The sequence below is a fragment of the Cognatishimia sp. MH4019 genome (assembly GCF_020177595.1).
Taxonomy (GTDB): domain Bacteria; phylum Pseudomonadota; class Alphaproteobacteria; order Rhodobacterales; family Rhodobacteraceae; genus JAHTBL01.
Genome location: NZ_JAHTBL010000002.1, coordinates 539,846 through 561,748, shown reverse-complemented (window position 1 = coordinate 561,748; position 21,903 = coordinate 539,846). Strand labels below are relative to the sequence as shown.

The window sequence follows — 21,903 nt, the reverse complement described above, 5'->3', positions numbered from 1 at the left end:
GCAATGGCCGTGGATGTGAATATCGGCACCGTTGAAACGGTCATGCAGGCCACCGATCCCGATGCCCTGCGCTCCCCCGCTTTTGTGCGCCAGATCACCGCTTTGGTGAAAGCCGAACTGGCGAAAGAGGCGCTGGAAGACGAACGGCGCGCCGCTGATCGCTCCCCCGATCCAAAACCCACGAAGGACCGGTGAGATGAGCAACGAGATCGCAAAACTCACCATCACCCGGCTGAAACCCGACGGGACCAGCGACGGCACAGACCCGATCACAGTGAAATACGCGCCGCCAGAGCTGTCCTTCTCGAAGGCCGCGCAATTTGCTGATGTTGCGATCCCCGGTCTGGAACAGCCCTTGATGCAGTTCGTGCGCGGCAATGCCGAAACGCTGAGCCTTGAGCTGTTCTTTGACAGCACCGAAGGCGGCACTGGCAAGGACGCAACCTCCGTTACGGCAGAGGTGCACCAGTTGCACAAGCTCGTCGCGATTTACGGCGAGACGCATATGCCGCCGCTGGTCGAGATTGCGTGGGGCGACGATTTCCCCGGCCTCGCCATGGGCGAAAGCGAAGAGCCTGAGCGCACGTTCAAAGCGGTCGTTCTGTCCTGTGCGCGGCGCTTCACGCTCTTCAGCCCGTCGGGCAAGCCGCTACGTGCCACCGTCACGCTGGCGCTAAAGCAATATACGACGCTGGCCGAGCAGCTGAGCCGGATCAATTACCAATCCGCCGATCACACGCGGGTGCATGTGGTGCAGGAGGGCGAGACGCTGCCGCTGATCGCACATGACGCCTATGCCGATGCCAGCAAATGGCGCGTGATTGCCGCCCATAATGACCTTGCCGATGTCCGCGCCCTGACGCCCGGCGATCAACTTGAACTCCCACCCTTGGTGTAGCCCATGTCCAGTGAAGCCTTCTACAAAGACCGCCAGTTCCTGACCCCCGCCTTTCGCATCAAGATCGAAGGGCGCGAGGCCGGGCCGGAGCTGGTGGCCGATGTGACCGAGGTCAGCTTCAACGACGATCTTGAGAATATCGACAGTTTCGAGTTCGTCGTGAACGACTGGGACCCAATGGCGCTGCGCCCGAAGTATTCTTCGCCCTGGGATGAAAACGGCGTGCCGCTAACCCAGCCCGACACAGGCTCTGAAATTCCGAATTTCGAGCCGGGGACAGAGGTATCGCTTTACTTCGGCTATCTTGAGGATGGCGACCTGCCTTTGGTGATGACGGGCGAAGTGATCTCGCTTGCGCCGACCTTCCCGGCGGGCGGCGCCCCAACCTGCCGTATCCGCGCGCTGAACAAGTTTCTCCGCGGGCTGCAGAAGATCCGGATCGACACGACTTACGATGGCACCGCGAAAGCCATCGTCGATCAGATGTGCCGCGACAACGCGGTGCAGGTCGAATGGGACCCGGTCGAGGAAGAAGGCGAAGCGGGCGAACGCGTTGCCGTCGAAGGGTTGCTTTACGACGAGGTCGCCAAGCGCGCGGGCGAATACGGCATGACGTTGAGCGTTCTTCCCGGCAGCGAGGACAGCCAGCCGACGCTGCTGATTTCAAAGCCCGCCGGATCGGACCCAGTGGCAGAGTTCGAATGGGGCCGCACGTTGATTTCTTTCACGCCCGCCTTGTCCACTGCCGGCCAATTCGCAGGCGTCACCGTCCGCGCCGGCGATCCCGCAGCGGAGGAGGACCAGATCGAAGTCACCAAGACATGGGATGACATCAACCTCGCCCCCGACGCGCTTGGCCCGACCGGCACGACCGACATCACAACCGGGATCGACGGGCTTTACGAGGTCATCAAACCCTCCACCGTCGAGACCGAAGCGGATGCGGAACGTGCAGCCCTCGCGCGCCTGACAGAGCTTGCAGGCAACCTGATTACCGGCTCTGGCAGCTCCATCGGGCTGCCGCAACTACGCGCAGGCACAACCGTCAAACTGATCGGCCTCGGTGCTCGGTTCAGCGGCATCTACCGGATCACCAAAAGCACCCACGCGCTGGGCGGCTCTGGCTATCTGACGAATTTCTCCGCCCGCAAGGAGGTGCTGTGATGACCGCGCTGACCCCATCGCTTGTGCTGGGCCGCGTGATCGAGGCCGAGGAAACCGTCGAGGGTCTGAAAGCCCGTGTGAAACGGCTCGATCAGGGCGGTGATATCGAAAGCGACTGGATGCAGGTCGCCATGCCCATGGCCAGCGCCGAGGGTGGCATGTCCTTCCTGCCATACGCCAGCGAAGAAGACGGCGACATGGCCGTGATCGGCCAGTATGGAGCCAAGCCCGTCATCCTTGGCTTCATCTACGGCAAGAAACAGGCCGTTCCCACGGACAAACCCGAAGAACTGACGATCCTGTCGCGCAAGAAAAACAAGCTGGTCATGACCGACACGGACGAGGGCGGCATCCTCTTGGAAGACATGCACGGCAACAAGATCGAGATGGGCAAGGAGGGGATCAAGATCACCTCTGACAAGGACATCACGGTCGAGGCTGGCGGGACCGCCTTCGTCAAAGGCACCACGGTGGAGCTGAACTGATGCAAATCACGCTTCCCAACCCTGACACGCATGCCGCGGCCTTCTTGGTCAGCAACGCGAAACCTGCCGGAGGCACCGCATTGACGCGCGTGCTTGGAACGGTGGTTGTCAAAGCCGCCTACGATCTGATCCCCGGAACCGTCGGCATTCACGAGATGGTTCTGGCCCCCGCACCTGCGCGCAACGCGATCCACTTTGCAGACCAGACCGGGACCTATGACATGGACGGCAAACTGACGGCGTTCACCTATACCGGGGACGCTGATATCGCCCCGCAAAAGCGCAATGTCGATCTGATCGTCGAAGGGTTTGCCTCGGGCACTGGCACCGGTTTGATCCGCATCGACGGCACCGACTGGTTCCGCCGCAACAGCCCCGCGGATCCTGATCTGAACCTGTTCGGATGGGAGCCGCCCGACAGCGAACACCGCCGCCTCTCGGACAACGGTGATCCGGGGGGCAATGACGCGTGGATCGCAAGCTATGGGCCGTTCTTTCACAACGGCCATCGGCGCGGCAACGGCTTCACCCATCTGCGCCCCGACGCGAATATCGCCTCCGGCCAACTGGTCGAAATCTTTCGGACCAGTGATGCCAGCGACACGCCGTTCCAGCTCACTCTACCCGACCTGAGCCTGCCAGCCCGCTACCGCTTTCATTCAGGCCACTGCCCCGACAAGCCGAACCGCTGGGCGTTCCAACAGCTTCCCGACCTGCGCGCCGACACGCTGATCGTGAACCCAGCCACCCTGCAAGCCACAATCCTGTGGCGCGGCGGTTGGACCTTCACCGCACATCCGGCGGATCAATACCGGCGGATCGAACTGCTCAAGGAGGTGGCTTGATGGGCAAGCCAATCGCTAGAACCGACGGCATCTGCTTTGCGTTTCCCGACGTATGCCTGACCCCAACTCCCAGCGGGGACGTGCCGATCCCCTATCCGAATATCGCACAGCTTTCTGACGCGACCGGGGCCGAAAGCGTCAACGCAGGCGGCAAGCCGGTCATCATCGAGACGGACGAAATCGCAAACTCCAGCGGGGGGGAGCCAGGCTCCAGCGGGGGCGTGCAAAACAGCGCGCATCTGGCCGCGACCACCTTCACCAGCGCCTCCGGCAGCGTGAAGGCCAATGGCGAATTCATCGTCCGCCAGTTCGACACAACAGACCAGAACGACGGCAACGCCGTGGGTCAGGTCATGGTCGGCTTTTCGACCGTCATGGTGGGGGATTAACCGATGAGCGCAACACTGGGACAAGGCTGGAAATGGCCCATCCGCGTCGATGGACGCGGCGGGCTTGGCTGGTCAGAAGGCGAACAATCGGTGCAGGAGGCGATCTGGCTGATCCTGTCGACCCCCAAGCGCTCGCGCATCATGGAGCCGGATTTTGGCTGCGGGCTGCACGACTATGTGTTCGCCCCCAACAACCCCGGCACCCGCGCACAGATCGAGACCGAAGTGCGCAACGCCCTGACCCGGTTCGAGCACCGCATCGACGTGCTCAAAGTGTCGGCCACCGCCAATGCCGACGCGCCGAATATGCTTTTGATTCAAGTCGATTACCGCATTCGGGCCAACAACATGGCCCTCAATATTGTCTACCCCTTCTACATCAATGAAGGGCCTAAATAGAGGCCGACTTATGTCACTTCCTGCGCCCAAACTCGACAGCCGCACGTTCAAGGACCTCGTGGATGAGGCCCGCGAACGCATTCCTCGCTACACGCCGGAATGGACCAATCTGAATGACAGCGATCCCGGCATGACACTGGTCAAACTGCACGCCTGGATGTCCGAGACGATCCTCTATGAGCTGAACCGCGTTCCCGATCTGAACTACATCAAGTTCCTCGATCTGATCGGCATCAAGCCCCGCCCGCCTGAACCGGCCCGCGCCGAGATCACGTTTACGCTCGATGCGCTTTCGCAACCGACAGACCCGCTGACCGTGCCAGTTCCGATGGGTGCAAAACTGGCGGTTGATGATCCAGATCTGACAGTTCAGGTTCCGTTTGAAACAGACCGCTCATTGGTCGCGCATAACGCAGCGTTCGGGATGATCGTGACCGCGCCGAAAGGTCTGGACGGCAAGCGGCAACTGGTGACGCGCTATGAAGACGACGTTGAGTTGCTCAATCCCTTCGCGCCGTTTGATACGACCAGCCCAGCGCGCGGTGCGATGTATCTAGGGCTGCTGGTGCGCCCGAAATTGGATGGATCGCCCGCCAGCTTCTTGCAGGATGTGCTAACGCCGGGGCCGCTTGATCTCTATTTCGATGGCACGGATATCTATGATCCGATCCCCGATGGCGAAGGCGGTCTGACGCCCTTCGATGGCCCCGTGTTAACCAAGTGTCAGGGCGAAGACGCGGTCTCCTCCAAGATCGAATGGCAGGTCTGGACCGACACCGGAACGCCTCCGGCCACCTTCCCGCAAGACAGCGCCAATACGGGTTGGGCGACCCTGTCGCTGTCGCGCGATGACACCAATGGGCTGACCCGGTCAGGCCATGTGGTTCTGGAAATTCCACGCGGTGCGGTGCCGCTCTCGCCCAATGCTTTGTCGTCCGGCTTCTGGGCTGATTTCGGTGGGCGGCGACCGCCGCAGACAAAGGCTGATCTGCTGGCTTTGATCGAACTCCTCGGCAAACCGCTTCTGGACGGGCTCAGCGATGACATCTGGGCCAAAATGGACATCACGGATGTCGATCTTCTGGCCGCCTGTAATGGCACCCCGGAAGAGGCCGTAACCGCTTTGTCTCCGGCCAGTGTCACGCTCACACCGCAGAATGTCAGCCAGACCGACTGGGCCGAAGCGCATCCCGATTTCGTCGCAGACCTGCCGATTGCCGCTGATGAGTTTCGCCCGATGTACTGGCTGCGCGCCCGGCTCAAATCCGCGATCACGGAAGACGACATCCCGCCTGCGATCCTGCAGGATGTACGACTGAACACCGTGCCCTCCACCCAGGCCGCCACGCAACTGGATGAGCGTCTGGGCAGCGCCACAGGCCGCCCGTCGGAGCAATTCACGCTCTCCAAAGCGCCCGTTCTGATCGAGCCGCAGACCGGCCTGCCTGCCCTGGAGCTGACGGTGGGCGACACCTCCGGCACGCCGTGGCAGCGGGTGGAAGATTTCTACAAATCCGGTCCTGCCGATCCGCATTACATCCTTGATCCGACCACCGGCACGGTGACCTTTGGCGACGGGCGGCGCGGGCAAATTCCGGTTGCGGGTCAGGCGATCACGGCGACACGCTATCGCACGGGCGGAGGCTCCATCGGCAATGTGCGTGCGGGTGTGATCAGCAAGATCAAGGGCAAGATCCGGCTCGTCAAATCGGCGGTGAACAAGGGCGACGCCCATGGCGGATCAGACGGCGACGATCTGGAAAGCGTCAAGCTGCGCGCCCCCCATGATCTGCGCCACCGCGACCGCGCGGTGAGCGCTCAGGATTTCGCCGATCTGGCCTTGGAGACGCCCGGTGTGAACTTGCACAAGGCCTATGCGTTGGCGGGTAAAATCCCCAATGGCGACGGCACATTTGACGACAAACCTGGTGCTGTTTCACTCGTCGTTTTGCCTAAAGGCGACGACCCCGCACCGCAGCCGACCAGCGCCCAAACCCGCGCGATCTGCGCCTATCTGGAGCCGCGCCGCCTGATCACGACCGAGCTTTATGTGACCAACCCGGTCTACACCCGCATCGCCCGTATCCAAGGCGATCTGACCGTGCGCACCGGCTACGATCTGGGCGCTGTGAGCGAGGCGGTTTACGCCGCTCTGCTTGATTTCATGCACCCGATCAAAGGCGGCAGCGATGGCACTGGTTGGGGCTTTGGCGAGGATATCTATCACGGTGATCTTTACGACTTGATGCTGGGCACCGAAGGGGTGCGGCGCGTGACCGGACTGGGTGTTCAGCTGGAAGGCCAAGGGCTGGTGACGGCCCGTGATTTCAACACTCTAAAAGACGGGCATCTGCCGCAGCTTGAGCGTGACGCAATCGCCTTGGTGGCGCGCTATGAATAAGCCGATCCGCCCCACGGTCGCGCCGTTCCTGCGCTTTAGCCCGGCCATCGGCTGGCCGCTTGAGGCTGCGCAACCGGGCGTGCCGGATATCGGCAACGCCTTGCGGCTCAACATCGCCGGGCAGCAGCCGATTTCCGTGACCGAACCCTTCGGCAGCTTTGGCGGACGGACTTTGCCGCGCGGGCTGGATATCCATTCCGAAGGCCGGGTGTTTCTTGCCGATCCAGAGGCCCGCGTGATCCTCTTCGGGCAAGTCGATGCGCTTGACCCGCTGACGCCGCTTTGGCCCGCACGCCCGCTTCCGAATGAAGCCGACCCCTATACGCTGGTGAAGCCGACAGACGTCGCAGTCGCCCCGACCGGAGACCTCGTGATCGTTGACAAAGGGGCCGCGCGTATCCTCGTGATGGCCTACCCCACCGCCTATCTGCGTCATGTCATTCCGCTTGAAGGCGGGCCGGTCGCGGTCGGCTTCGACCCGCAAGGTCGCGCATACATCTTGCGCCAAGACGCGGGCGATCTGCTGCGGTTCGACACCAACTGGCGACATGACCCCAGCTTCCCCAAACGCGCAATGACCTTTGATCAACCCCGCGCCCTCGCTATGCCAAACGGATGCGCTAAGGACTGCACCTGTGGTTGCGGATGCGACACCATCGCAGCCCCCGAACCGCTGGCTTATGTGCTCGACAGCACGGGCCTGCACCGCGTTCTGCCCAATGGCCGGACAAAGACGGCGGATCGCCTGCCCGACACCCCCTCTGCCCGCCCCGCCCTCCGCAGGATAAGCGCCACAACGCTGCTTTACGACGACCCGCACTATCCGGGGCATGAGCCGCTCAAATTGCACGGGCTGACGCTTGCCATAGACGGACGGCACCTTCCATCAGGCCAACCAATCCTTGCACTGCCCGACCGTCTGGAAGTGCCGCGCTATGGGCAAATCACGACGCAGGCGCTGGACAGTCAAAAGACCGGATTCCTATGGGATCGCATTACACTGGATGTGCAAATGCCCACCGGATCGCGCCTGCTGATCCGCACAATGACAAGCGACAGCCTGATCGAAGACGACCGCCTCGACAGCTTCGTCGCCAACCCCTGGTCAGACTCTTTGGAGATCACGCCGACCACGACGCCCGAAGTACTGATCCAAAGCGCGCCCGGGCGCTATCTTTGGCTGCGGATCGAGATGTTTGGCGATGGCGAAACCTCTCCCGAATTGGCCGAGATCGACATTTACGGGCCGCGCCGCAGCAGTCTGAACGACCTGCCCGCCAGCTTGCGGCAAGACCCGGAAAGTGCGGCCTTCCTTGATCGCTACCTCAGCTATTTTGACACGATCTTTTCCGAGATTACCGCCCAGACCCGCGGCATCGCGCAGCTTTTCGATGCTCAGGCCGTACCGGACGAATTTCTGTCCTGGCTCGGCTCTTGGTTCGATCTGCAGTTCTTCGCCAACTGGCCCGAAGAAACGCGCCGCACCGTGCTGCGCCAGGCCATCGCCTATTACCGCATTCGCGGCACCGTTTCCGGGCTGCAACAGATCCTGCGCTGGCACACCGGGTTGCCCGCCCCCCTGCCGCAAGTGATCGAGCATTTTCGCCTGCCCTCCGAGGGGCTGGCCGTCGGGGGCGCCGAGCTGGCAATGCCCGACACAGCCCACCGCTTTACCATCGTTATCCCAGCCAGTGCAGTGCGCACCGAGGACGCAGATCGCCAGATCAGACGGCTGATCGACGCGTCGATCCCTGCGCATACCGTTTATGACATCCGACTTGTCTATCCCGGTATTTCTGTCGGTCAGCAATCCATGATCGGCGTCGATACGCTGCTGGGATCGCTCGATGCGCCTGTCTTGGGCGAAGGCCAGCTGGGCGGCACTTTTTCAACCGATGGGCCACCAAATTCCGGCCCGCTCTCATTCCAACCCAACCCGACACGGGGGACCTGTTCATGCTAGATGATAAAACCACCGACACCTGCATTCCCTGCGGCCTGCATGCGCCGAAGCGCAACACGTATTTCGATGGCAAGCTGCTGACGAGCGCCGATTTCACGGCAGAGCAAAGCTATAATATCGGCCACCGCAACATGCATAACGCACTGCTGCATGGTGATGGCGTTGTCTGCGGGCTCAAGCTGGTGCAGCACCCTTCCGACGGGTGCCGCGACAAGTTCATGGTGCTGGAACCCGGCATGGCGCTGGACTGCTGCGGGCAGGAAATTGTCGTGCCGGACCGCGCTTTGGTTCGCATTCGCGACCTGATCGCCGCCGATGAAGAGCTGCGCGATAAGCTGGATGGCAGCAACTCCCTGATCGTAGGGATCAAGCGCTGTGACGAGGGCGAGTCCCCCATTCCGATCATTCTGCCGGGCTGCGATAGCGCGGGTGTTCCGACCGAGTTCAACCGCATCCTCGAAGGCTTCACCATCGTGCTGGATGCCGCCCCCATTGCCGCCGCACGCAACGAAGAAACCCCCTCGATCCCTGATTTCAGCTGGGATCACAGCATCGTTCTGGGCGGGCAAAACCCCGCCGGGCAGTTCATCCATGAAGGACGCGACTGGTTGCAGGTCGCGGCCAATAATGACAGCGAAGGCAGCGCGCTTCAGCTTTATGATCTGGCCACGCATGATCTGGTCACACGGCTGACCGGGCCGGATGAGATCGGGCATACCAGTGCCTCCATCGCGGCCAATCAGGTCTATGCGTCCGGCACGGGTTTCACCAATTTCGACACCGATATTCAGACCGGGATCATGGTCTGGGCCACCGATCAGGTCACCGAAAGCGACGCGCCGCTTGGGATCATCGACGCCGGTCGCGGTCGCCCGCCGGTGATCGTCTCTGATCCGAATACCGGGTCGCTTTACGTGTTGTCCTTTCCAAGCAGCAGCCGCGCGATATTGGCGGTCTATGGCACTACCAAGCTGACCGAATGGGCAGCAGGTAACCCCGGAAATAACCAACCCGAGGCTCTGATCCGCAAGACCATCCAGTATAATTTTGGCCGGGGCCGCGCCTATCTTGACCGGCATATCGACAGCATGGTTTTGTCCCCGGCCGGCAATCGGCTTGCTGTCTTCAGCTCGCAGGTTGGCGTGCAGAACGGGCTTTTCATCATTGATCTGCCGCAGCTTTTCTCTGGCGGTCTGAACAGCGGCGCTAACAATCTTGCGCTGACCGCAATGCGCCCTGAAAAGCTGTCGGACATCGGTGATGCAGAGCATCTGACCTCGGTCCGGTTCAGTCTGGATGGCGAGCGTCTTTATACGCTTTCCACCATCGACGATGATGACGGCCCACGCGCCACGCTGAACCGCTACACTTTCACCGGCGACGCGATCAATGTCGAACAGACCGGGCGCGGCGCGACCTTTGACAGCCTTGCCCTGGATATGGAGCTGGCCCCAACCGAAGGGCAGATTTATCTGGCCATGCAAGACGAGGCGGGCGCGACCCGCTTCATGGCTGTCGATGCCGAACTGATCAAGGAGGTCGACGACACGCCCGCCGATCTGTCGATCCCCGGCGACGCGTTGCGCATTGACGGGCTGGGGCAGAACACGGCCATGCCGATCCGCGGCGGCGCGCTTTATCTGGCTGCGAAAGACGCGGAAACCGGCGCGCAGCCTGATCGCGGTCTGGTCGCAGTCATCGACCTGCGCGAAGTGAATTGCGGGGCAAAGCTGACCGCCTCGCTGGAGGGCTGCGACAGCTGCACTGACGACGGCGAACATATCGTCATTCTGGGTCACTTGGACGGTTTCACCTTTGACGGTGAAGGCGACGATCTGGTTCTGCCCAAGATGGTCGATGAAGGCCTTGGCGGTGACGGCGCGGTTGAGATCGACAATCTGACGCTCCGCAAGATCGTGCCGTCCGCCGAGACGCTCCGCGATGTCATCGAATGTATGCTCAGGCAGGGGGTCGCCGAAGGCCCTCCGGGTGCCAAGGGCGAACCCGGTGTGCCCGGCATCCAGGGCGAGCAGGGCATTCAGGGTATTCAGGGTATTCAAGGCGAACAGGGTATCCAAGGCGAGCAAGGGATACAGGGCCCTCGCGGTCCCAGAGGCCCCCGCGGACCACAAGGGGCCAAAGGCGACAAGGGCGATCCCGGAACCGGCCTTGACCTTGATCTGAACAAGATCATCGCGATGAGCTGGGTGCATCGCGGCACCATGACCTCGAACGACTTCAACGCCTTTTTGCTGAACAAAGGCTTTGCCTTCGCCTTTGAGGAAGCCGCGATGTTCGAGCAGTTCACCGGGTCCGAAGCCTCCGGCCCGACGATGATTGTCGAATTACAGCGCCTCAACCAGACGTTTGATCCCTTCGCAAGCTGGCAGACGATGGACATCATGGACTGCCATCCGATCAGTTTTGATGACGGCTCCATCGGAGACGGTGTTCTCAAGGAGTGGGAGGTTCTGGATAACGCGGACGCCACCCGGGGCGTCACGCTGCGCAGCAGAGTGGATCGTAACCAGTTGAACAATTGGGAGTTCTTCGCTGACGGGCGCTATCGCATGGTGTTCTATACCGACTTTGTCATCGACGTGAACAGGCGTCCCCTGAACGGCTCGTTCCTTGGGGGCAGACTGCCGAACGAAGAAGGTGTCCCCGGCGCTGTCTTCACCAGCTGGTTCGACGTGAAAGGATGATGTCATGAGCGAACTTCCCCCGAACCTCACGCTGCTCAAGCACGCCAATGGCGTCTCCGAGCCGCTTTACTTCGACCGCCAGATCGTGCGGGCGTCTGATCTGAACCTTGGCCGTGAAAGCCGCAATGCGGAACTGGACCGGATGCGACGCTATGCGCTTGGCACGGGTATCGTGGCCGGGTTGATCCTTGAGCCGGGCGAGAAAGGCGTCGTGCTGACCGGAGGCTACGGCGTCTCACCCAGCGGCAACGAGGTCTTTCTGGAAAGGGACCTGCAGCTCGAAAATCTGGACGAAGCGATCAAAGAGCTTTGCCCGGAAGGCAGCGATGCCTGCGCCCTCGACGAGGTCGAGGAAACCGGCGTGCTCTCTGCTTGGCTGCTGATCCGACCCATGCTGGCCGAGGCGCAAAAGCGCCCCGGCGTCTCGGATGATTGCGGTCATCCCGCGAATGTCCTGCGCCCGGCACGGGCCTGTCACACGGTCGAGATCGTCTTGCTGAAGACCCTGCCCGATGCGATGCGGCACACCGCGCCGACCTGCAAAACCCGCAATCCCTTCATCTGCTTCGGCAAAGCGGTTCCCAACATCGAAATTCCTGCGGCCTATGACCCACACACCGATCTTCTGGTGCTGGGTCGTGTGAGCTTCAGCGAAGATGGTTTCGACATCGAAATGATTGAACGCCGTCGTCTGTTGCCCATGCAGCTGATGCAGGAATGGTTGATGGCTTGCCTCTGCAATCAAGAGCCCCCGGAAGAGCCTGATCTGGATATCGAAACCTGGGAGAAGCTCGACGATCTGACCATCGCTCTGGGATATGACAGCCGGTTCACGGGTCGGCCTGCTGCGGGCGCGCCGCGGTTATCTGCTGTCGATCAACAACCCCGGATCATGGAACCCGACCTTGTCGAGAAACTGATGACCTTCGATATCACCGGGCCGGTTCAGTTCATGCGCCTGACCCAGCGCGACTCTATGCGGTTTCTGGGATTGCCCCTTGCACAGGTTCGGACGCTCAAACGCGAACTGGAAGCGTTTATCCGGGCCATCGACACCCTGCGATGACCAATCGGCTGAGCATAGGAGCGATCGAGACGCGCTGCGCCTTTCTGGGCGATCCGGTCGCCGCAGACGCGCTGCGTTTAACGCTCAACCGTGTGCTGCGCGAAGTGCTGCCGCATATCCTGTCCGAGGCCGCCGACCCGGTTCTGAAAGACGTCCGCGGCGTCATCCGCATCCGCAAGCTGCAATTGCGCATCGACCTGACCGCAGGTTCTGAGCTGCGCGACATCGCCCGCCTTATCGCCGCCCGGATCGTCGCCGCGTTGCGTGGTGTGATCCAGCAGCGCTCTGATCAGATCGCGATTTGGCCGGATGAGGCAAGTTATGCCGCAGCCTATGTTTTGCATCGCCTTGGTATTTCCCGTGGCCCCGACTGGGCATTCCCCGACTTCACAGCGTTACGCTACATCTCTGACCGCGAGGCAGCGGTTGAGGTCCTCGCCCAACGTCCCGATGCCTTGCGTCACCTTTCAACTCAAGAAATCGAAAGCAGCGCGATAGAGGCGATTGCCTCAAGCCTGTCCATATCTGATCAGTTGGCGTTGATGCGCCGTATGACACAGCATCACCCCGTCCGCCCCAAGATGACAGATGTTCTGGAACAAGCGGCTCGATTTCTAAAATCTGCTCACTGGTCCAAAATCGACTCTGTTTCACCGCGAAATAGGCTTTTTACCCTACTGTCAAAACTGCTCCAGCACGGCACTGCGATGCGTGAGGCAGCCATCTTGGCCGCACTGCTCGACACGCTCTGCACCCATGCGCTGACGCCGAAAGCGGCAAGCGGCAGTGGACCGACAAAAGAACAGCTTGAGGCGCTTCTGACAGAAGTCGGGCAGCGTCTCTCCCTGCCCGAGGTCGCGCAGGCGGGATCTGATCCTGTCGTTCAGCGCGATCTTGTCGCGCTCATTTCGACAATCAGACAGAAATCAACGAGCGGCACGTCCCAACCGATCCTATCTGGAAGAACCGACAAGCACCTTCCCCAAGGTCCCGTCCCTTCGCAGTTCGCTGGCCTTGCGCTTCTACTGCCTTCCGTGCTGCGTCTTGGTCTTCATGATGCACTCGATCCACCAGGTCTCGCAAATGCGATCATCGACCTCTTTCCGGAAGAGGATCAAACGGCAGTGCAGCGCGATCCCTTCATATCGCTGATCCAAAAAAGAGAGTCTAATAAGAAAAAAAGCGAACTTAATGACATTCTATCGACGCGCTACGTGGCTCAGTTGCGTCGCACTTGCCCTGGCCTTTTTGAAGACGAAATCTCAAGTGTAAGCACCCTCTTGCTGGCAGATTTCGCCGCTCAATTGCCGGGCCTGCAAGCCAGCTCAAAACCTTATCTCCTACGCGAGTTTTTGCACCGACCGGGACGTATTGAACAAACAGAGGGCAGTTTAGTCGTCGATCTGACCGATATGCCCCTCGGCGTCGTGCTCCAAATGGGCGGCCATCTTGGTCCCCGAGGGCCTGCATGGCCCGGTGGTCCTGCCCTCACTATCTTATTGAAAGGGCGCGCCTCATGAAGGATTTTGCAGAACACTCGGTTGATGCCGGTCTTTGGCTGTCGCAAGCGCTTCAGGTTCTTTCTTTAAGGATGAAGCACGAGGTCGCGATCACGCGCGCATTGCGCGGCGATGACCGGAACGAAGGTTTTTTAGGCTTGTTTGTGTCTGATTCCGAGGCTGAAGCGCTCCTTGATGCGTTGTCTGGACGTATCGAGGTTGAAGGAACCTTCGCAACAGCCGAGCAGATCGCACATGCCTGGGCTCAGCTTCAATCCACCCGCAACACATCCCTTTGGGGCGACTACGGCGCAGCGCTTGGGCTCAGCACGTTCGAGCTGGACATCCTTGTTCTCGCCGCAGCGCCCGCCATCGACCCACGTTTCGGGCGTGTTTATGGCTATCTGAACGACGACATGAGCCGCCGCGCCTTGACGCCTGCCTTATGTCAGCGCCTGTCACTTTTTAGCGACGTTGATAGTTTGACTGTGCGACGCGCCCTCCACCCCAAAGCGCCATTGCGGCGGTTTGGGCTGATCGACTTTAACGCAAAAAAGCCTTTTATAGAGTCTACTATCACGCTGAGTGAGGATTTTCTCGACGATCTGATCGACCCTGAAAGCACCTCTTTCCGCGGCCTTGTCATTCCGCCCTTGCCAGTCACAGAATCTACAGCACCCTTCCCCAGCGTCATTACTGATCACCCAAACGATCCCGCTTTGACACTGCTCTCCACCGCCGCGCATGATCGGCGCGCCTTGGCCGTGCTGCGCGGAGCGGACTACACGGACTATGCACCACTTATCGCTGATATCCGACGCGCTCTTGTGACCGGATGTTACGTCTGCCTTGATGGGTTTTCAGAGGCGAAGCACCCGCTTTGCAACGCGGTTGAAGCGCTTATCGGCCCATCTCTGACGATGATCCAAGGCCGGTTGAGCCCTTGGAAACAGGACACAAGTACGCAGATCCACTGTGATCTGTCGAAATCCGACGCGATTAAAGCCCTACAAGAGGCATTCGGCGCGCACGACCCGGATCTGCGCAACACCAACAGTTTCCGCGTGTTCGATATCGCTTTCGCTCTTCGCGACGCGCCCTCTGCCCCCACCGCAATGGCGCGTCTGAATACGGATTGCGTACAGGCAATGGCGGGATTGGCAACCCCTGTCACTTCTAGTTTCGAGATGAAGGATTTGATCGTCCGGCAGACAACCAAGTCCGCGCTGAACCAGATGATTACGTGGCGCCAGCAAGCGGGCTGCATTCTGGACGATTGGAAATTGGGCAGCACCTTCGGCAAGACACGCAGCGGCACAGCGCTGTTCAAAGGCCCCCCCGGAACAGGGAAAACCATGGCCGCCGGGATCATTGGGAAAACTCTTGGGCTTCCGCTTTTTCGGGTCAATTTGGCCGGAATAGTCTCGAAATATCTTGGCGAAACACAGAAAAACCTGGATCAGGTCTTTTGCGCTGCGGAAGAAGCCGACGTGATCCTTTTCTTCGACGAGGCAGACGCCATTTTCGGTCAACGCTCCGAAGTCTCGGATGCGCGGGATCGCTATGCCAACCTCGAAACGTCCTTTCTGCTTCAACGGATGGAGGCGTTCTCGGGTCTGTCTATTCTGGCAACCAACCTTCACCAGAATATGGATGACGCATTCCTGAGACGGATCGACTGGGTCATTGATTTTCCCGCCCCCGGCCCGACCGAACGGCTGGCCCTATGGGAGCGCCTCAAAAACGGAGCGGCCCCCGTCGATGCATCGGTCGATTTCGCCCAGCTCGCGGAAACCTTCGATCTTACGGGCGGCGAGATACGCAATTGCGCGCTGGCAGCAGCACATCGGGCCGCCCAGACCGGTTCCAAGATCACAACGCAGCTGCTTTACACCGCCGTCGCGGCCGAGTTGCGCAAACAAGGCAAACCGGTTCGCAAATCCGTCTTCGGGGATCACTACGCCGCGCTGAAAGGAGCGTGGTGATGCCCACATCCGCCGATCCGCAACAGGTTCCGGCACGCCCGGAACCGGCACAAACCCCTGCATCGGCGCAAGACCAGGAGGCTGCCGCAGCCGTTCCCGCGTCCGCATGGGGCCTGCTGGACGATGGCAGCTTCAAAGCGCGGCTTGGCACCGGCCTGACCATTGCTGCCGATCTGTTGGAAAGCGGTCAGATTGATTTGAGCACTCTGCCAAATCCGGTTCCGGGTCTTGCGCTGAAAACGGCCACTTTCCGCAGAAACAGGCTCGATATCAGTGCCGATGTCGCGGTTCCCGGCTTGGACGAAGCCGAGTTGACCGTTCGGATCAACAGCGACGGTGATGCGAGGATCAGAGGGCGCGCCTCCCGCCAATTGAATATCGCGGCTTTGGGCAATCCAAGCGTCTCTTTGACCATCAGTGAAGAGGGGGCGATTGGCGGCTCCGTCACCGTTGAAGGGGCCGATATGGCGCCTTCGATCGCAGGCCTGACAGCCGAGGGCGGCGGGACGCTTACGATCGATGATGGCAAAATCAGCGGCAACGGCACCGTCACGCTAAGCTATCGCGATCTTGGCAATGGAACCGTCAATTTTGACTTTGGTGAAAATGGGGCCTTCTCCGCCAATGGCACGCTGACGATTACACCTCCCTTTGCGGATGAAATCACGGCCGAGATCAGCGGTGACAACGCCGGAAATCTGAGCGCCGAAGCGACGATCACCGCTGGAGAGCTCAGCACCCCTATTGCGGGGCTAGAACTGAACGGTGGCACGATCACCATCGGCTATGACAATGGCGACCCCAGCCTGTCGGTCGCGGATTTCACTGCGACCTATCGCAATCTTGGAACCGTGACGATTGCCAGCGCGTCACTTGGCAGAGATCGGCGCATTTCGGGCAATGGCAGCTTTGAGGTGAACCTGCCCGCAATGGACCCGGTCGTTGGCACGCTGCGCCTCGCCAATGGCGCGGTATCGGGAAGTGTTACAGTATCGGCGTCTGATTTTCCGGACGGTTTGCCGATCACGTCAGGCTCTATCACAGCGACCTTAAGCGAGAATGGCGCGCTTGGTTTCAGCGGCACTGTTGGCGTTGATCTTGGACCGGCAGGCACCGGATCGCTGTCAGCAAGCTATAGCGAAACCGGCGATCTGGCGATTGGTGCCGAGGTTGATCTGACCGTGCCGGGTTTGCAGGGCGCGCATGTCAGCCTCGCCTACGTCAACGGCGATATTCAGGGCGAAGCACAGGTGCCGATTGATACGGTCGCCTTGCCCGGTCTGGGCGGCGAGGTCACCGTGCGCTTTGCCGAAGGCCGCTGGTCGGGCGAGACCGAGATGTCCTATAGCGCCGATAACGGCAAGCTGTCTGGCACGATCCGGGTAACGCTGGCGCAGACAGAGGAAGGCGATCTGCAAGTGGGCGGCGGCGGATCGGTGACAGCGCAGCTGATGCCGCGGCTTGCCGGCACGTTGGAGGCGACGATCCTGCCAGAGGGTGGGATCGACATCTCAGGCGCGATTGAGGTGACTGAACCGCTGGAGCTGTTTCCAGAAAAACGGCTCGATAAAGAGCTGTTCAAGTACTCCCAGAACATCCCGCTTTGGGCGATGCTCGTCGCCGTCATCCGGGTCCGCGCAGGAATACGTGCAGGTATCGGTCCAGGCGTTTTCCGCAACATTAGGGTCGAAGGCTCCTACACGATTGGCGCGGATGAAGCCGATCCGACCTTCTCGATCACAGGCGAGATGTACATTCCCGCCTTTGCCGAAGCTTATGTCGCGTTTGGCGCGGGGCTCGGGCTGGACGTTTTGCTGGGCAGTCTGACCGGCGGCATCGAAGGCGTCGCAACAGCGGGCATTTATGGGGCGATTTCTGTGGTGCCAGAGCTGAACTACGCCGACGGCGATTGGAGCATCGAAGGCGTCGCCACAATAGCCGCAGGCGCGCGGCTTACGTTAGGGCTGAACGCTTGGGCAGAGATCGAGGCGCTGTTCGTCACCGTTTGGGAACGCGAGTGGAAGCTGGCCGAACACGTCATGTCCGTCGGCCCCGATTTAGCGCTGCAAGCCAAGATGAACTACGTCTTCGGATCAGGCGAAGCGCCCGAGTTGGAGATGACAACCAGCGACATCGACACCGACAAGCTGATTCAGGACGCGATGCCAAAAGACGGCCCCGGACCGTCCGGCGCGCGCGAGGCTTTGAAAAACAAAGCCGAATGGAAAGGCGCGCTGAAAGAGAAGCGCGAGGCGGAGATGCCAGCAGAGGCAGAGAACGCCGGGAAGCCGGGCAAGCCACCAGAGCCAGCGGCGCGGCCTCCAAAACGCTCGAAAGTGCCTGATCCGAATGCGGACCCGAAAGATAAGCCGGTCCCGAAGACAACGCCTTCGCAAAAAACCTCTGGGTCGCAGACCGCGCTTCAGGACGCTGCGAAGCCTGATCCATCAGTTCGAGGGGCCGCTCCGGAGTCCGAAGTGCCAAACGCTGGTCAGCCGCGATATCCCAAGCCTTTGACGATGAAGACGCTTGAAGAAGCGCCAGCAACTCTTCCCAGAACGAAGAAACAGGAAAAGGAAGATGTCGACGCGGCGGCTTCTATGATTCAAATCATAAGTCGTTCTGCCTCTGACAGCGACGCTTTGGACGACTATTTCCCAGCGATCAAGAGACGTTTTAGGTTGTCGCATCTCGCCTTTGTCGGGGATTTCAAAAAGGGATTTCGCGTTAAAGGCGGCATAAATCCAAACCTTGATGAAAGCGTCTACGAACCAATTCGAGGTGAGAACGATCCAGCGGCAAGCGGTTCCAGAGACTCAAAAGTTGACTGGAAACGAGAAAAGCGTTTCGGAAGCGTCGTTGGACTTGAGATGATTGCCGATCCGATAGGGCCTGATCATCCCGCTGGATCATCCCCCAAGCCCGGAATTCAGCCAACGCTCATGAATAAATTGCCGACGATCGGGTCGGTCGCCGCCGCCCCGCCTGGCCAGACGATACCAGGAAACCAGCTCTATATCCGGGGCCACTTGTTGAACGACAATGTGGGTGGCCCTGGGCTGACCTATAACCTGTTTCCAATCACTGTGAACGCAAACAGCGAACACAAAAACCAAATCGAAAAGCATGTTAAAAGATGGGTGAATGACGACCGTTATTGGGTTCGCTATACCGTAACAGTTGACGAGAAGGATACCAATCTAGCGAGCTACGGAGCCGCCGGTTTCGTCGGTCCCGGCTATGTCAACGCAAACTTCATCGCAGAAGCTAGCGTCATTGATACGAACCTGAATAGCGTTCCAGAACTCACAAGAAATGTTGTGATCAGATCCCGGTTCCCTCTTCCAAGCACACCCCAGCCGGGTGACCCCAATTTTACCGTTGAAGACACTGAAGAAACAGGATTTGGCGACGATAATGTCACGATGTCAAAAGACGATGAAAAGGCTTTCAAAGACGCAAATGAAACAAGCCGAACGACGGATCAAGGAGACCCAGCACCTTTCTTAACGGCATCCGATGACAACATCATTCTTAGGATGCCCTCCAAATCGACCAAGACGGGTCGGCTCGATCACGACGTTTACAAGCAACTTCAGCAGCGCATCTGGAGAACAGGCAAGCCGGATGTAAAACGGCGGATGACCAAACATAGTGGGGTAGGAGACGCGAAGGTTGAACTGCTATTCGACGCCTATGAACAGGCGAAGGGTAAAACTTTTCCCGAAGATGGTTTTGAGGTCTCAGGGCTTTCAGTAAGTCAAAAAGGGGATCTGCGCGCTGTTCAAGGGGTCTGGCCCAGCATTTTGGCAAATTGGCGAACATACGGACGACCATAGGACGCGCTTGCTTTGCTGTCATGCACCCCTGTATCACGTCGCAAGACCGCAAAGTGGAAGCCACATGACCAACCACCTCTACCAGAACGACCTGCCCAACGGCCTCGACCTTGGTCCAATCGTCGCAATCGACTGCGAGACGATGGGGCTGAACCCGCATCGCGACAGGCTGTGCGTCATCCAGATGTCGGGGGGCGATGGCGATGCGCATTTGGTGCAGGTTGCCAAAGGGCAGACCGAGGCGCCGAACCTCTGCCGAATGCTGGCGAACCCGGATGTGCTCAAGCTCTTTCACTTTGGGCGGTTCGATATCGCGGCGATGCTGAATGCGTTTGGGACCGTCACCGCGCCGGTCTACTGCACCAAGATCGCCTCGAAACTTGTGCGGACCTATACGGATCGGCACGGGCTCAAGAACCTGCTGCAGGAACTGCTGGAGGTGGATATCTCCAAACAGCAGCAATCCAGCGACTGGGGGGCCGAGGCACTCACGGATGCGCAGGTCGCATATGCGGCGTCCGACGTTCTTTATCTGCATAAGCTACGCGAGAAGCTGGACGAGATGCTGGCCCGTGAGGGGCGCACCGAGATGGCGCAGGCCTGTTTTGACTTCTTGCCGATGCGCGCGCAGCTTGATCTTCAGGGATGGCCTGAGATCGACATCTTCTCGCACTGACAGGCCCGGATCATGACCGACCCAGACACCCTGCTCAGCACCGCCCGCCGCGTCATCAAGACCGAGGCAGAGGCGCTATCCCTGCTGGAACAGAGCCTGAATGGTGGCTTTGCCGAAGCGGTTGAGCTGATCCTGAACGCGCCCGGCCGCATCATTGTGTCGGGCATGGGCAAGTCAGGTCATATCGCGCGCAAGATTGCGGCGACATTCGCCTCCACCGGGACGCCTGCGCATTTTGTGCATCCAGCCGAGGCAAGCCACGGCGATCTGGGGATGATGGCGCAGGGCGATGTGGTTTTGCTGCTGTCAAACTCTGGCGAGACGCCGGAACTGGCCGATGTCATCGCCCATACGCGACGCTTTTCCATTCCGATGATTGGCGTGGCAAGCCGCGCGGATAGCACGCTGCTCAAGCAATGCGACGTGGCGATTGTTCTGCCGAAAGCGGATGAAGCCTGCGGGACCGGCGTTGTGCCCACATCCTCGACCACGATGACGCTGGCCTTGGGCGACGCGCTGGCCGTTGCCTTGATGGAGCATCGCCAGTTCACGCCTGCCAATTTCCGCGACTTCCATCCGGGCGGCAAACTGGGCGCGCAATTGGCGAAAGTGCGCGACCTGATGCATGAGGGCGACGCGATCCCGACGATCCACCAGACTGCCCCGATGAGCGATACGCTTCTCACAATCTCGCAAAAAGGTTTTGGCGTGGTTGGTGTGACGGATCAGAATGACTATCTTGTGGGCATCGTAACCGACGGAGACTTGCGCCGTCACATGGATGGGCTGCTCGATCTGACGGCGGCCGAGGTGATGACAAGATCGCCCCGCACTGTCAGCCCCGATGCGCTTGCCCAGGAAGCCGTTGCAATTATGAATGACCGCAAGATCACGTGTTTGTTCGTTGTCGATCCCGAGGGGAACGACATGCCTTTGGGCATCTTGCACATCCATGACTGCCTGCGCGCTGGCGTGGCGTGATGACCACCCATGGCCAAGGATATTCGCGTGCCGTCGCAGGGCTGAAGATTGCCCTGCCGCTCTTCGCGCTTGGCCTGTTGTCGACGCTTTTCCTGCTGTCGCGCCCCGTGGACCCCGAGGCGAACCTGCCGTTTTCCGAAGCCGAGGTTGAAGAACTGAAGCGCGAGCAACGCGTGGGGCGGCCCACCTATACCGGCATGACCGGCGATGGCTCTGCCATCACGGTTGTCGCGGATGCCGCGCGGCCCGACATCACCAACCCCGCGCGGTTCGATGCAGACAACCTGAGCGCCCAGATCGAGACAGAGCGCGGTGTGCGGATCGACATCAATGCGCCCGCCGGCGTGATCGATAATGATACCGAGCTTTTGACCCTTTCCGGTGGCGTCGAAGTGCAAACCTCTGACGGCTACACCGTGCTCACGAACGAGGTGGAAACCACCCTCGACAGCACCCGCCTTGAGACAACCGGACGCGTCGAAGGAACCGGACCTGCCGGTGATCTTTCCGCAGACCGGATGGAGATGACACAGCAAGAGAACGGCACGACGCTGATGGTTTTCAAAGGCGACGTTAAGGTGATATACAAAGGCGACTAAATCGGGGTT

Annotated in this window: 17 protein-coding genes; all 17 read left to right on the top strand. The window is 60.1% G+C overall.

The genetic code is table 11. The annotated features are described in order from the left end of the window. The first annotated feature begins 3 nt into the window (after positions 1-3). The 17 genes from KUW67_RS05940 to lptC all read left to right on the top strand — a co-directional run bounded on the left by KUW67_RS05940 (position 4) and on the right by lptC (position 21,894). Positions 4-195, top strand: a complete 192-nt coding sequence (locus KUW67_RS05940; protein ID WP_224824353.1) for a hypothetical protein — start codon at positions 4-6, stop codon at positions 193-195. Position 196: 1 nt separating this feature from the next. After that, positions 197-898 carry a LysM peptidoglycan-binding domain-containing protein gene (locus KUW67_RS05935; protein ID WP_224824352.1) on the top strand — a complete coding sequence of 234 codons (702 nt, stop codon included), beginning with the start codon at positions 197-199 and terminating at the stop codon, positions 896-898. Between the two features lie 3 nt (positions 899-901). Continuing rightward, positions 902-2,062 (top strand): phage late control D family protein, encoded by a 1,161-nt coding sequence (locus KUW67_RS05930; protein ID WP_224824351.1) that lies wholly within the window; start codon positions 902-904, stop codon positions 2,060-2,062. Then, positions 2,062-2,547 carry a phage baseplate assembly protein V gene (locus KUW67_RS05925; protein WP_224824350.1) on the top strand — a complete coding sequence of 162 codons (486 nt, stop codon included), beginning with the start codon at positions 2,062-2,064 and terminating at the stop codon, positions 2,545-2,547. Before KUW67_RS05930 ends, KUW67_RS05925 begins: the two co-directional genes overlap by 1 nt. Next, a complete protein-coding gene (locus KUW67_RS05920) occupies positions 2,547-3,392 on the top strand; it encodes a hypothetical protein (protein WP_224824349.1) in 846 nt (281 codons plus the stop codon). Before KUW67_RS05925 ends, KUW67_RS05920 begins: the two co-directional genes overlap by 1 nt. Then, the gene (locus KUW67_RS05915) at positions 3,392-3,781 is read left to right on the top strand and encodes a PAAR-like domain-containing protein (RefSeq protein ID WP_224824348.1); all 390 of its coding nucleotides are present in this window, start codon (positions 3,392-3,394) and stop codon (positions 3,779-3,781) included. Before KUW67_RS05920 ends, KUW67_RS05915 begins: the two co-directional genes overlap by 1 nt. 3 nt (positions 3,782-3,784) lie before the next feature. Beyond that, the gene (locus tag KUW67_RS05910) at positions 3,785-4,180 is read left to right on the top strand and encodes a GPW/gp25 family protein (RefSeq protein ID WP_224824347.1); all 396 of its coding nucleotides are present in this window, start codon (positions 3,785-3,787) and stop codon (positions 4,178-4,180) included. A 10-nt stretch (positions 4,181-4,190) separates the two neighbouring features. After that, complete coding sequence (locus tag KUW67_RS05905; protein WP_224824346.1) at positions 4,191-6,581, top strand: putative baseplate assembly protein; 2,391 nt, start codon at positions 4,191-4,193, stop codon at positions 6,579-6,581. Beyond that, a complete protein-coding gene (locus tag KUW67_RS05900) occupies positions 6,574-8,544 on the top strand; it encodes a phage tail protein (protein ID WP_224824345.1) in 1,971 nt (656 codons plus the stop codon). The genes KUW67_RS05905 and KUW67_RS05900 overlap by 8 nt, the downstream gene beginning before the upstream one ends. Further along, entirely contained in the window at positions 8,538-11,249 is a 2,712-nt protein-coding gene (locus tag KUW67_RS05895; protein ID WP_224824344.1) for a hypothetical protein, read from the top strand. The genes KUW67_RS05900 and KUW67_RS05895 overlap by 7 nt, the downstream gene beginning before the upstream one ends. A gap of 4 nt (positions 11,250-11,253) precedes the next feature. Then, the gene (locus tag KUW67_RS05890; RefSeq protein WP_224824343.1) at positions 11,254-12,315 is read left to right on the top strand and encodes a hypothetical protein; all 1,062 of its coding nucleotides are present in this window, start codon (positions 11,254-11,256) and stop codon (positions 12,313-12,315) included. Between the two features lie 92 nt (positions 12,316-12,407). Continuing rightward, positions 12,408-13,835: a hypothetical protein gene (locus tag KUW67_RS05885; protein ID WP_224824342.1), complete on the top strand. Its 1,428-nt coding sequence runs from the start codon at positions 12,408-12,410 to the stop codon at positions 13,833-13,835. Beyond that, positions 13,832-15,799 carry an ATP-binding protein gene (locus KUW67_RS05880; protein ID WP_224824341.1) on the top strand — a complete coding sequence of 656 codons (1,968 nt, stop codon included), beginning with the start codon at positions 13,832-13,834 and terminating at the stop codon, positions 15,797-15,799. Before KUW67_RS05885 ends, KUW67_RS05880 begins: the two co-directional genes overlap by 4 nt. After that, positions 15,799-19,638, top strand: a complete 3,840-nt coding sequence (locus KUW67_RS05875) for a hypothetical protein (protein ID WP_224824340.1) — start codon at positions 15,799-15,801, stop codon at positions 19,636-19,638. The genes KUW67_RS05880 and KUW67_RS05875 overlap by 1 nt, the downstream gene beginning before the upstream one ends. Positions 19,639-19,702: 64 nt before the next feature. Continuing rightward, positions 19,703-20,314, top strand: a complete 612-nt coding sequence (locus KUW67_RS05870) for a ribonuclease D (RefSeq protein ID WP_224824339.1) — start codon at positions 19,703-19,705, stop codon at positions 20,312-20,314. A gap of 12 nt (positions 20,315-20,326) precedes the next feature. After that, complete coding sequence (locus KUW67_RS05865; RefSeq protein WP_224824338.1) at positions 20,327-21,295, top strand: SIS domain-containing protein; 969 nt, start codon at positions 20,327-20,329, stop codon at positions 21,293-21,295. Continuing rightward, entirely contained in the window at positions 21,295-21,894 is a 600-nt protein-coding gene (gene lptC, locus KUW67_RS05860; RefSeq protein ID WP_224824337.1) for an LPS export ABC transporter periplasmic protein LptC, read from the top strand. The genes KUW67_RS05865 and lptC overlap by 1 nt, the downstream gene beginning before the upstream one ends. Positions 21,895-21,903 lie beyond the last annotated feature (9 nt).